At 28.7% G+C, this 12,001-nt stretch carries 12 protein-coding genes and 1 riboswitch; of the genes, 1 reads left to right on the top strand and 11 read right to left on the bottom strand.

What is annotated here, in order from left to right; genetic code table 11:
* The 10 genes from Q0W06_RS17815 to Q0W06_RS17770 all read right to left on the bottom strand — a co-directional run.
* On the bottom strand, positions 1-617 hold a 617-nt coding region (locus Q0W06_RS17815), incomplete at its 3' end, for an alpha/beta hydrolase fold domain-containing protein (protein ID WP_297638937.1).
* 51 nt (positions 618-668) lie between these two features.
* Positions 669-1,055 carry a hypothetical protein gene (locus tag Q0W06_RS17810; RefSeq protein ID WP_297638934.1) on the bottom strand — a complete coding sequence of 129 codons (387 nt, stop codon included), beginning with the start codon at positions 1,053-1,055 and terminating at the stop codon, positions 669-671.
* A gap of 69 nt (positions 1,056-1,124) precedes the next feature.
* Positions 1,125-1,883 (bottom strand): MerR family transcriptional regulator, encoded by a 759-nt coding sequence (locus Q0W06_RS17805; protein WP_297638931.1) that lies wholly within the window; start codon positions 1,881-1,883, stop codon positions 1,125-1,127.
* Between the two features lie 184 nt (positions 1,884-2,067).
* Complete coding sequence (gene add, locus Q0W06_RS17800) at positions 2,068-3,060, bottom strand: adenosine deaminase (RefSeq protein ID WP_297638928.1); 993 nt, start codon at positions 3,058-3,060, stop codon at positions 2,068-2,070.
* Between the two features lie 186 nt (positions 3,061-3,246).
* Positions 3,247-3,346: riboswitch (purine riboswitch) on the bottom strand.
* A gap of 108 nt (positions 3,347-3,454) precedes the next feature.
* Entirely contained in the window at positions 3,455-4,129 is a 675-nt protein-coding gene (locus Q0W06_RS17795; protein ID WP_297638925.1) for a TVP38/TMEM64 family protein, read from the bottom strand.
* A 125-nt stretch (positions 4,130-4,254) separates the two neighbouring features.
* Positions 4,255-6,129 carry a PTS fructose transporter subunit IIABC gene (locus tag Q0W06_RS17790; protein WP_297638923.1) on the bottom strand — a complete coding sequence of 625 codons (1,875 nt, stop codon included), beginning with the start codon at positions 6,127-6,129 and terminating at the stop codon, positions 4,255-4,257.
* A gap of 42 nt (positions 6,130-6,171) precedes the next feature.
* Entirely contained in the window at positions 6,172-7,086 is a 915-nt protein-coding gene (gene pfkB, locus Q0W06_RS17785) for a 1-phosphofructokinase (protein WP_297638920.1), read from the bottom strand.
* Position 7,087: 1 nt separating this feature from the next.
* Positions 7,088-7,828, bottom strand: a complete 741-nt coding sequence (locus Q0W06_RS17780) for a DeoR/GlpR family DNA-binding transcription regulator (RefSeq protein ID WP_297638917.1) — start codon at positions 7,826-7,828, stop codon at positions 7,088-7,090.
* 194 nt (positions 7,829-8,022) lie between these two features.
* Positions 8,023-8,595: a manganese efflux pump gene (locus tag Q0W06_RS17775; RefSeq protein ID WP_297638914.1), complete on the bottom strand. Its 573-nt coding sequence runs from the start codon at positions 8,593-8,595 to the stop codon at positions 8,023-8,025.
* A 183-nt stretch (positions 8,596-8,778) separates the two neighbouring features.
* A complete protein-coding gene (locus Q0W06_RS17770) occupies positions 8,779-10,119 on the bottom strand; it encodes a class II D-tagatose-bisphosphate aldolase, non-catalytic subunit (RefSeq protein WP_297638911.1) in 1,341 nt (446 codons plus the stop codon).
* A 192-nt stretch (positions 10,120-10,311) separates the two neighbouring features.
* Between Q0W06_RS17770 and greA the strand changes: the two genes are divergently transcribed.
* Positions 10,312-10,776, top strand: a complete 465-nt coding sequence (gene greA, locus Q0W06_RS17765; RefSeq protein WP_297638908.1) for a transcription elongation factor GreA — start codon at positions 10,312-10,314, stop codon at positions 10,774-10,776.
* Between the two features lie 225 nt (positions 10,777-11,001).
* Here the strand turns inward: greA and Q0W06_RS17760 are convergent, their stop codons facing one another.
* A complete protein-coding gene (locus tag Q0W06_RS17760; protein WP_297638905.1) occupies positions 11,002-11,937 on the bottom strand; it encodes a ribonuclease Z in 936 nt (311 codons plus the stop codon).
* Between the last annotated feature and the right edge of the window lie 64 nt (positions 11,938-12,001).

Genomic DNA, 12,001 nt, shown 5'->3' with positions numbered 1-12,001 from the left:
TCTTTTGATGATTCTGTTATCATTCTATCATCTATCATAGGATATAGAGGCATTTGAAATGCAATTTTCACCTCACCTTTATCTCTTGCATAAAGAGTTAATGCAGCTGTTAATCCTCCTCCTGCACTTTCTCCGCCTACCATTAACTGATTTTCTCTAATTCCTAGTTCTTCAGCATTTTCCTTCATCCATAAAAGGGATTCATAACTATCTAAAAGTGCAGCTGGATATGGCTTCTCAATAGATAATGTATATTCTGGTGCGATTATAACACAGTCTTCTTCCTTAAGTAATTCTCTATAAAGATTTTCATCTTGTTCTGGCACACCCATAGAATATCCACCTCCATGAAGCCAAAGTACTCCTGTTACTTTATTACTTTTCTTATTATCTAATTTATATATATTCACACATATTTTTTTACTACCATCCCTAAAGCTTATCCATCTTTTTTCTAAAATCATATCTTTGGGCTTTTTCCTTGATAATTTATTTATTTTATTAAACCTTTTAGAAAGCTTTATATATGATTCTCTATTCTCAGCTTTAAAAATCATATTCATAACTTTCCCTCTAGCTCTTAGCTCTTTATCTATCATTTCATTAGTTATTTTCATATCTTTTTCACTTCGCCTTCTTATTCACTAGGTACTTTTACTAATGCCATATTATCCAATATAGATTCCCATTATCATTGCTACTAAATATAAAAGTATAGTTATTATACACAATACAGTAAATACTACTTTATCAACTTTCCCTAATTTTCTTTTTATAATTGTATAAATTATACCTAAAATAATTTCTAGAAAAACTAACATTATTACAGCATTTCCAATGTTACAGTGCATATGTTTAAATGCATGACTTATAGCTTCATTATGAGTATGTTTTAACTTCATTACATATAATCCAATAATATTTAAAATTCCTCCTATTGCAAGTAAAATACTTTGTAATTTAGTAAATCTATTATTTTTTACTGCTGTAATTATCCCTACTGTAACCACAATCATAGCTACAATAAATATTATACATGTCATTATCAAATTCATTTTATCATTCGCTCCTTTTAAATTTATAATTATTTATTTAAATATAAACTTATATATCTTTCTTTTGCATTACAATTTTATTTTTTTTGCATAGTACAAAAATGCTTTTTCTATAAATGTTTGTGCCATCTGTTGAATTGTTTTAAATTCTTCTGGCCATTGATCTGCACTATAATAAAATTCAATCATTTTATTTAAAATATCTAAGTCCCCCTTACTTATCTTCTCCATTTGAGACCACCACTTTTCTGCTAATTCTTGAGCCTCTTTACTCTCTGGTTTTATTCCTTCTTTTTCAAGGGAAATAGCTTCTTCAAATATCTCTTTCCACCATCCTGGTGATATAGCTTCTGCCACTTCTTTTTGCTCACTCATATAATCTATTAACTCATTATCTAAATATTTAATAACCCAATAATATTCACTATTTTGTTGAATAAGATTAACCATATTAGAATATTTAAACCAATCAACTTCTTCCTTACTTTTAATTTCTTCTTTTAATACTTCAATAGCTTTTATCCCTTTCTTTAATTTATCTATCTCTTTAACTAATATCTCTGATTGAGTATCTAATATATTTACTACACTCTCTGTATTATTAACAGGTATAATATTATTTTTAATATCCTCTAGAGAAAATCCTAAAGATTTTAAAGAAATTATTTGATGTAACGTAGCTATATCCTTTGTAGAATATATCCTCCTTCCGTTTTCTTTTACTTCATCCGGTTTCATCAGTCCTATTTGATCATAATATTGTAATGTCCTTACTGATACATTTAAAAGTTTTGCTAACTGTCCAATAGTTAATTTTTCTTCCTTCATAATTATTTCCACCTTTACTTCATTATAAAACCTAACGTAACGTCGCTATCAAGTCTTTTATAATTATTTATTATTTTCATTCTAACTCTTAATTACCCATCATTTAAAAATTTTATATTCTTTATCAAAAAAAGTATGGCCTTTTGACCATACTTTTATCTTATACTAAATTTTTTTATTACTTTTAAATTTGTTCCATAAGCCATTTTTTATCTGCTTCGCTACAGAAAGCTCCAGTAACTGCTGATTCATATATTTTTTTAAATAGTTCTTCATTTAAATCCAATTTTTCTTCTCCATTTATATATTCATCAGTTAATATAAGATTTGAAACTGTTCTATTATCAGTACAAAGACTAGCTTTTATATCATCTTCTAAAAGTCTTTTTATAGGGTGTTCTTCATAGGTATTTATCGCCTTTGTTTGAACATTACTCTTAGGACACATTTCTAAAATAACATTTTCATTTTTCACTAAATCATAAGCTTTTTCATCTTTAAGGATTGCTATCCCATGTCCGATTCTTGTAGCTTTTAACTTTTCAATAGATTCTATTACATTTATAGAAAATCCTGTTTCACCTGCATGAATAGTAACATTATATCCGTAGTCTCTACCTACTTTAAAATCATCTACAAAATCATCTACAAAACCTTCATTTTCAGCTCCTGCTAAATCTATAGCAACAACACCTTTTCCTATAAATTCTTTTCCTGCTTCTATAACTGGCATTGCATACTTCTTGTCCATATGTCTAAGAATAGAAAGAATAATTCCACCTTTTATATCGAAATCTTCTTCTCCTCTTTTTAAGCCTTTAATAACACTTTCTATTATTTCTTTTAAGCTTAATCCTTTTTCTATATGCAAAATTGGAGCAAATCTTATTTCAATATACTTTATATTTTCCTTTGCTGCATCTTCCATAAGCTCATAAGTTATTCTTTCTAAGCTTTCTTTAGTTTGCATAAGCTTTAAAGGTAATTCGAATCTTTCTAAATACTCAACAAGGCTAGTACAATCTTCTGAAACCATAAGTCTCTTTTTTATCTTTTCATAATCTAACCCATCTAAATCCATATTTTCTTTTTTCATTAAATCTATTATTGTATCTACTCTAACACTTCCATCTAAGTGACAATGTAATTCTATTTTTGGTAACTCTTTTAAATTCATATTATCCTCCTAAAAATTTAAATTAATTTATTATTTTAAATGCTTCTCTACTCTAGAAACTTAACTTTTCATATTTTCTAAACTTTCTTCATCTACCTTTTATTTCTACTAAAACACTTAAATCTCGTGCACTAGATTTAAATTTAAGTACAAAAAAAATTCTTGATTACAAAGACAACAAACCAGACTATGGCTTATTGTCTTTGTAATCAAGAATTTACGGCTCTTGGTAGAAACTCCCTAACCTTATAATAGGGATTATACAAAGTTTTCGTTTTTATTTGATTACTAATATACCACATCCAAAAATTTTTGCAAGTTTTTTTAGTGGATATTTTATATATTTTAAAATATTATTCATTTATAAATCTGAATTTATCTTTCTGTTTACAATTTAATTCTCTTTTAATTTTTTATCCTTTTTCATAATAACTTTTGATCCTATTACTACACTTACAAGAATAACAATAGATATTATAAATGCTGGAGATGTTGGTCTAGTAACATTTTTTCCTAAAAAAGTATAACATATTACCTCTGGAATTCCTCCAATTAAAGTTGCAGATATAAATTTTTTATAATCAACTCCAACTAATCCACATGCATAATTTACAGGTCCTAATGGAATTATTGGAATAAGTCTTAATGATAAGATAATTGCAAATTGATTTTTCTGTAACTTTCTTTCTATCTCTCCTAACTTTTCTCCCATAATTTTTTCCATGAAGTTTCTTCCTAAAAGCTTTGCTATATAAAAACATATTGTACTTGAAATACAATATCCTATTATACTTATCACAAATCCTTCAAATGGACCAAACATAAAACCACTTACTATTGCAATTACACTATTTGGTATTATTACAAACAATGGTTTTATTGTAAATACTGCTAGTACCATTATTACAGCATAAATCCTTGTATTTTTTGCCTGAGCAAACCTCACAATACTTTCTATTTTTATATGCATTAAAGCCTGTCTATTTTCCACTAAAAAAACTATTGAAATTATTAATAAGCCTGCAAATACTAATAATTTTAATAAATCTATCCTTTTAACTTTTATCATCTGTTCAACTCCAATATAACAATTTATCCTAAGTACTATTATATACCATTCCTTTTCCTTTATAAAAGTTTCAAACTATTTTATATATTAAAAAGAGCAAATCTAATGATTTGCCCTTCTAATTTCTATTCTACTACTTTCTTCTTTACTGCTCCCATAATTAAAGCTGCTACTACAGTTCCAATTAATACTGCTACTAAGTAAAGGAATGGATTTCCTTCAACTATTGGGAATACGAATAACCCTCCATGTGGTGCTGGTAATCCGATTTTAAAGAACATTGATAATCCTCCTGCAATTGCTGAACCTACCACACATGCTGGTATTACTCTAATTGGGTCAGCTGCTGCAAATGGTATTGCTCCTTCTGTTATAAATGAAGCTCCTAAAACATAATTTGTTTTTCCTGCATTTCTTTCTTCTTTATTGAATTTATCTTTAAATATTGTTGAAGCTAAAGCTGTTGCAAGTGGTGGAACCATTCCTCCAGCCATAACTGCTGCCATTGAGAAGAAGTTTCCTGATGCAAGCATTGCTACTGCAAATGTATAAGCTGTTTTATTTATTGGACCACCCATGTCAATAGCCATCATTCCACCTAGGAATATTCCTAAAAGAACTAAGTTTGCAGTTCCCATACTAGTTAAGAATAATTCAACATTTTTCATTATCCAAGAAACTGGTCCTACAACTACTGTAAACATTATTGCTCCAGTTAAGAAAATACCTAATAGTGGATAAATAAGCATTGGTTTTAATCCATCAAGTGATTGTGGTATAAACTCAAAAGCTTTCTTTAATAAAAGAACAATATATCCACCTAAGAATCCTGCAATAAGACCTCCTAAAAATCCTGCGCCTTGATTAGCTGCAATAAGTCCACCTACCATAGCTGGTGCAAAACCTGGTCTGTCTGCAATACTCATTCCAATAAATCCTGCAAGAACTGGTACCATTAAGAAGAATGCATTTCCTCCACCAATCTCTTTAAGCATTGCTGCAAATCTATTAAATTCTCCACTTGCTGGATTTGCAGAATTTATACCAAACATAAATGATATTGCTATAAGAATTCCTCCACCTATTACAAATGGTAACATATTTGAAACTCCACTCATAAGGTGCTTATAAAATCCTGTCTTTTCTTTTTTTCCTGTGCTTCCAGATTGTCCACTATGAGTATACACTGGAGCATTTCCTGAAACTGATTCATTTATTAATTCTTCAGGTCTTTTCATAGCCTGTACCACCGGCACTATAACTACTTTTTTACCATTAAATCTTCCCATTTCAACTTGTTTATCAGCAGCTACTATAATTCCATCTGCTCTTTCTATCTCTTCAGTAGTTAAAGCATTTTTTACCCCTGTAGATCCATTAGTTTCAACCTTTATATCATATCCTAACTTTTCAGCTGTCTTTTTTAAAGAATCTGCTGCCATGTAAGTATGAGCTATTCCTGTAGGACATGCAGTTACTCCTAATATCAGTTTACTTTTTTTCTTTTCCTCTAATTCATCTATCTCTTTAAATTCAGGCTTATCTCCCTCTTCATATTTATCTATAACCCTTAAAACATCTTTTGCAGTTTTACTTTCTAATAATTCCTTTTTAAAGTCTCCATTCATTAATAATACTGCTAATTTTGAAAGTGTTTCTAAATGCTCATTATTTGCTCCTTCTGGTGCTGCTATCATAAATATAAGGTTAACCGGTGCATCATCTAAAGCTTCAAACTCTATTCCTCTTTTTAAAATTCCCATTGCAAGGGCTGCTTTTTTTACCCCTTTAGTCTTTGCATGTGGAATTCCAACTCCATCACCAATCCCTGTTGACGAACTATTTTCTCTCTTCCAAATCTCTTCTTCATAAAGTTTTCTATCTGCTAATTTCCCTGCATTATCTAGAACATCTATCATTTTTTCTAGTGCATCTTTTTTACCATTAACTTCTAAATTTAATGTGATAGTTTCTTTACTTAGTAAATCTGATATTCTCATACTTATTTCCCCCATTACTTATTTTATATCCTGAATAAACTCTTATAATAATTTTTCTATTTTAATTTCTTCTAATAATTTTTCTATATCTTCTTTTTTGCAAAGGTCTAATGAAAAAGCACTTGCACTTCCAGAACCAATCCCGTATTTAAAACTCTTTAAAATATCTCCTGTCTCACTAAATGTTCCAATAAATCCTCCAACTAAAGAATCTCCTGCCCCAACTGAATTTATCACTTTTCCTTTTGGTGCTGTTCCTTTAAATATTCCTTCTTTACAGATAAGGATTGCTCCTTCTCCACCTCTTGATATAATTACATTTTGTGCTCCTAACTCATAAAGCTTCTTTCCATATTCTATTATTTCTTCTGTTCCATTTAACTTTACATTAAATATTTCTTCTATTTCCTTATCATTCGGCTTTATAAGAAAAGGTTTTCTTTTTATTCCTTGAAGTAGTGCTTCTCCTGAAGTATCAATTACTACACAAACCTTCTTTTCTTTTAACATATCTTGAATTTCTAAATATAATTCTTTTGGTAAAGATTTTTGAATACTTCCTGCTAAAATTAAGTAGTCCCCTTCTTTTAGAACGCTTAACTTATGATATAACTCCTCTAATTTTTCTTTTGAAATTTTAGGGCCTTCTCCATTTATTTCACTTTCTTTTGAGTCTTTTATTTTTATATTTATTCTGCTATCTTCTTCTACCTTTATAAAATCTGTTTTTATATTTAACTCTTTTAAACTCTCATCTATAAATCTCCCTGTAAATCCCCCTATATATCCAAGTGCTGTATTTTCTACCCCTAATTCACTTAATACTCTTGAAACATTTATTCCCTTTCCCCCTGGAAATTTTATTTCATTAAAGCTTCTATTTACATCCCCTATCTTCAATTCACAAACATTTACTATGTAATCAATTGAAGGATTTAGTGTTAAAGTATATATCATTCTATCCCATCCTTACTTCTGTTAATTCCTTAATAGTTTCTATCCCCTCATCTATATCTGTTAAAATTATTCCCTCTTCAAGTTCTCCAAACTTAACTAATGCACTTTTATTAAACTTTGTATGATCTGCTAATATAAATACTTCTCTTGATAGTTCTTTAGCAATTCTTTTTATCATGGCTTCCTCTGAATCTGGTGTTGTATATCCAAACTCTCCATGTACTCCATTAGCTCCTAAGAATGCTTTATCAAAACTAAACTTCTTTAAATTTTCTATAGCATCACTTCCTATTATTGCTTTAGTTTTTTCTTTAACTTTTCCACCTATCATATAGCATGGAATATTGTTTTCTATTAATGCCCCTATATGATTAACTCCAGTAGTTATTACCATTATGTTTTTTCCTTTTAAATATGGAATCATCTCATAAGTACTCGTTCCTGCATCTATAAATATGCCATCATTCTCTTCAACTAACTCTGCTGCAAGTTTTCCAATTTTCTCTTTATCCTCAATATTTTGAATTGATTTTTCACTATAAGATAATTCTTCACCCTTATGTGTTACCCTTTTAGCTCCTCCATGAACCCTTTCTAAAAGTCCCTTCTTCTCTAAAAAGTCTAAATCCCTTCTCACCGTAGATTCTGATGTGTTTATTTCTTCGATTATCTCTGAAAGTTTAATTATTTCAAACTCTTCTAACATTTTTAAAATTTTTATATGTCTTCTTTCAGTTATCATACTATTTCCTTCTTTCATGTATCTTATGTCTTAATTGTAAACGATGTATGTACACCTGTCAATCATTTTCTTTCATTTCCAATCATTTCATTCAAACTTTTTTAATATTTTCTTTCATTTCCAATCATTTTCTTTTAATTAAAACAAAAAAATAGTATCACAAAACTTATATCAATAACCTTTGTGATGCTATTTTAGAAAATTTCTATCAATCCTAATATAATTAATAATATACCTGATATTAAATTATCATATTTACCTAATATTCTTCCAATTACATGATCTCCTACTTCTTGTCCTATTATAATGGTCAATATACTTGTTATAAAAGTGAATATACATACCCAAAATATGCTTAATCCCATAACACTTGCCGCAACACCAACTCCTAAGTTATTAGCTGCTAATGCAAAGCCTAATACTATTGAATCTTTAATCTTAATATTTTGTTGTACTGAAACTTGCTCATGAAAATTTTCTGTAGTTTTCTTTTTACCTTTTATTTCTTTTATACTAACTAATACAAAGTAAATACCCATTAAAATTATTACTACTGCACCAATTATATTTCCAACTTCATTTGAAATATATTTCTGAATCAACTTTCCAGCTATCATTGCTATAAAGGTTCCTAATGTTGTAATTACTGCAATAATTATATTTTGAAAAGCAGGTATTTTCTCTTCCTTTATTCCATATGATACTCCAATTATTAAATTATCTATATTTGATGATAGACTAAATAAAAAGGCTGTTATTAGTAACATTTCCCACCTCCTCTTTCATTAGAATATCATATCTATATCTCATTTTAAAACTAACATTTTGTAAATTTCATTTCCTTATAAAATCTATATAAAAACTATGTTTTAAAATAAATTATAAAAAAAGATGTTTTATTTAAAGAAATTTTCTCTCTTCACTAAAACACCTTTTTCTAATATTCTATATTATTCAGTTATTGCAAAAATATAATCGTCAATATACTCTCCAATAAAATCTTTTAAAATTTCTAATGGCTTATTTTTAAGTTCCCCATCTCTAATTTTCTTATATTGATTGTGCATATATCCACTTACTAAAGCTATTGGAATATCTACTTCATTTAAATTTTCTATCATTTTATTAAATGCATATTCAACTTCTTCTGTTGGCATATAATATCTACATCTATCTGAAAGACTATAGCTTCTTAAAAATCTAATCTGCTCTCCTGTTCCAATATAATGCTTTATCCAATTCCCAGGATTTTTTTCCATATTATAATCTAAAACTCTAATAAATTCTGACTGTGAAACTTCTGGTCTATATTTAAATATTTCTTCTTCTATCTTATTTAATGCAAAAGCACCTTCTCTAAATCCAAATGTTAAAGCTGGTCCTACCTTTAAAATTATAAATCCATCTTCCACCATTTCTTTCAACTTCTTTGGTGATTGATAATCTGTAGAATGAGCTTCAAAAACTAATTTTTCATAATCTTTTAATGAAAAAGATAAATCCTTTGCTTTTTCTCTTTCATATGCCCATATAGTATCACTTGAGAATTCTACACCTGGTTGTACAACAATTCCTACTACGTATTCAAAAGCTTCTTCTACACCATGTATCTTAAATTCTCCCTTAAAAATCTCTACTGTATTTTTAAAATCCTTAACTTCTGTAACCTTTATTCCATTTTGAATTTCTTCCTCTGCATCTTCACCTTTAACTCCGCCTGGAACTGGAACTTCACTTCCTATTACATAAACAGGATGAAGCACCTCTTCCTCTGTTTCTAATAATGTTTTATATGCATCTTCTCCTACTTTACATAAAATAGCCGCTCTTCTTGCAATTAAATTATCATTAAATTCGCCTTTTTCTATATCATCATTTATAGGCATACTAGTATCTATATGAATCTTAGTAAAACCTGCTAAAACATAATCTCTTATTAAAACTTTTGCTTTCTCCATTGCTTCTTCTTGCTTTAAGCTTACCCATGTAAGAGGTCCTAAGTGGTCTCCTCCAAGAATTATTCTCTCTTTATCAAAGCTTACTTTATCAGCTATTTTATAGATATAATCTCTAAAATCTCTTGGATTCATTCCTGTATATCCACCATCTTGATTTACTTGATTTGCTGTAGATTCAATAAGTAACTCCATATCCCTATCTTTAAGCTTTTCCATAGTCGCTTCTATTACATATTCATTTGATGTACATACTGAAAATATTCCTGTATGCTCCCCCTTTTTATACTTCTCCACTAATCTTCTTAATGAATGCTCTTTAACTTTTAATAACATCTCTACATCCTCCCCTATCTAAGCTATTACCATAATTATAATGTAAATAAAAGGAATTTAAATCCTTATACTAAAAGATATAAATTCTACATTAAAAAGTATAAATACATCAAATTCCAATATTGCATTTTTATTTTTTTGTATATAGTATATAATATTAAAAGAATATATGTAATATTGGAGGCAGTTACTATGCATAATAGATTAACTAGAGAAAATATAAAGAAATTACAAGATGAATTAGATTATAGAATGAGTGTAAAGAGAGCTGAAATCGCTAAAGAAAAGCTTGTTGCAGCTGCTCATGGAGATAGATCTGAAAACGCTGAATATAAAGAAGCTTGCGCTAACTATAGAGAAAACGATAATAAAATTCAATACCTTATGACTATGATTTCAACAGCTACTATAATAGAAGAAGATGAACTTGATAAATCTGTTCTTGGTGTTAATAGTAAAGCTAAAGTTAAATTTGTAGAAGATGACTTTGAAGATACTCTAACACTTGTTACTACTGTAGATGTTGATCCTGAAAACATGATGATTAGTATTGAATCAGATTTAGGAAAAGCTCTTGCTGGTAAAAAAGTTGGTGACATCGTGGAAGTTCAAGCTCCTGGTGATAACTATTCTATAGAAATATTAGAAATACTTTAATCCATCTTTAAACTCCTTTAAAGGAGTTTTTTTATTTGTATATAATTTTCTATAAAAATGCCTTGAGAAAGCTAATTTAACTCTCTCAAGGCATTTTCATTGTAAACTATATAATCAATTTGTCGGGAAACCTTACTCTTTATCTAAATTATACTCTTCCTTTGTTAAGTTGATATTAAAACTTCATTATCTTATATTAAGCAAATATTATATTTGTTTAATTTTTTACTCTTTAAAACTTAATGTTTTCACAAGTCTATCTTCGCCAATTATAGTATTTTCAAACTCAGTATTTTCTATATATTCTTCTGGTTCTAACATTGCTGGACTAAAATGAGTTAATAATAATCTATCTACATTTCCCCTCTTAGCTAAAGTTCCAGCTTCTCTAAAGGTCATATGTTTATTTTTTATAGCTTTCTCTATATCATCATCACTTCCATAAGTTCCTTCACAAATAAATAAATCACTTTCTTTTATAAAGTCTATCATGCTATCTAAAGGCCTTGAGTCTGTCATTAATGAAATTTTTATTCCTTTTCGCTCTGTCCCAAGTACCATTTCATTTCTATAAACTTTTTCTTCAAAGAGAACCTCATCTTCCTTTTGAAGTTTGCTCCATATAGCTTTAGGAACTCTATTTTCAACTGCTTTCTCCACATTAAATTTTCTTTCTCTTTTAATATAAAAACTATATCCTATACAAGGTGCTGAATGCTCTAACTCTAGAGTATTTATTTTTATATCTGAATATTTTTCTGATACAATAAGCCCTCTCTCTTTATCTATAGTAAAATCCATAGTCTTTTTATTTTCTATTATGTTTATTTCATAAGGTAAGTATTTTGCTATAATTAAAAGACTTTTAACTACTTCTTCTATACCTTCAGGTCCTATTATTGTTAAAGGCTCTACTCTTCCACTGTTCCCTATAGTTGCTAAAAGTCCTGGAAGTCCCACAATATGATCTCCATGTGCATGCGTAATACAAATTACATCTATAGCTTTAAATCCCCATGAAATCATCCTCATCGATACTTGTGTTCCTTCTCCACAATCAATTAAAATCTTTCTTCCTTTATAATTTATAAGTGTTGCTGAAAGATTTCTAAATGGCATTGGCATTCCTCCACCACATCCAAGTAAACATATATCAACCATTTAACTTTTCTGCTACTCAAAATATGGATAAATATACCCATATCGAGATTTTTACTGCTTCTTA

It is taken from the genome of uncultured Clostridium sp. (assembly GCF_947072515.1).
Classification (GTDB): Bacteria; Bacillota; Clostridia; order Clostridiales; family Clostridiaceae; genus Clostridium.
Note: the sequence above shows the minus strand (reverse complement) of the source record. Positions and strands in the feature narration are given on the sequence as shown.

Excerpts from the sequence above, each read along its gene's own strand:
- Q0W06_RS17810 (WP_297638934.1), bottom strand. The coding sequence starts at position 1,055 with ATGAATTTGATAATGACATGTATAATATTTATTGTAGCTATGATTGTG.
- Q0W06_RS17805 (WP_297638931.1), bottom strand. The coding sequence starts at position 1,883 with ATGAAGGAAGAAAAATTAACTATTGGACAGTTAGCAAAACTTTTAAAT.
- add (WP_297638928.1), bottom strand. The coding sequence starts at position 3,060 with ATGAATTTAAAAGAGTTACCAAAAATAGAATTACATTGTCACTTAGAT.
- Q0W06_RS17795 (WP_297638925.1), bottom strand. The coding sequence starts at position 4,129 with ATGATAAAAGTTAAAAGGATAGATTTATTAAAATTATTAGTATTTGCA.
- Q0W06_RS17790 (WP_297638923.1), bottom strand. The coding sequence starts at position 6,129 with ATGAGAATATCAGATTTACTAAGTAAAGAAACTATCACATTAAATTTA.
- pfkB (WP_297638920.1), bottom strand. The coding sequence starts at position 7,086 with ATGATATATACTTTAACACTAAATCCTTCAATTGATTACATAGTAAAT.
- Q0W06_RS17780 (WP_297638917.1), bottom strand. The coding sequence starts at position 7,828 with ATGATAACTGAAAGAAGACATATAAAAATTTTAAAAATGTTAGAAGAG.
- Q0W06_RS17775 (WP_297638914.1), bottom strand. The coding sequence starts at position 8,595 with ATGTTACTAATAACAGCCTTTTTATTTAGTCTATCATCAAATATAGAT.
- Q0W06_RS17770 (WP_297638911.1), bottom strand. The coding sequence starts at position 10,119 with ATGTTATTAAAAGTTAAAGAGCATTCATTAAGAAGATTAGTGGAGAAG.
- greA (WP_297638908.1), top strand. The coding sequence starts at position 10,312 with ATGCATAATAGATTAACTAGAGAAAATATAAAGAAATTACAAGATGAA.
- Q0W06_RS17760 (WP_297638905.1), bottom strand. The coding sequence starts at position 11,937 with ATGGTTGATATATGTTTACTTGGATGTGGTGGAGGAATGCCAATGCCA.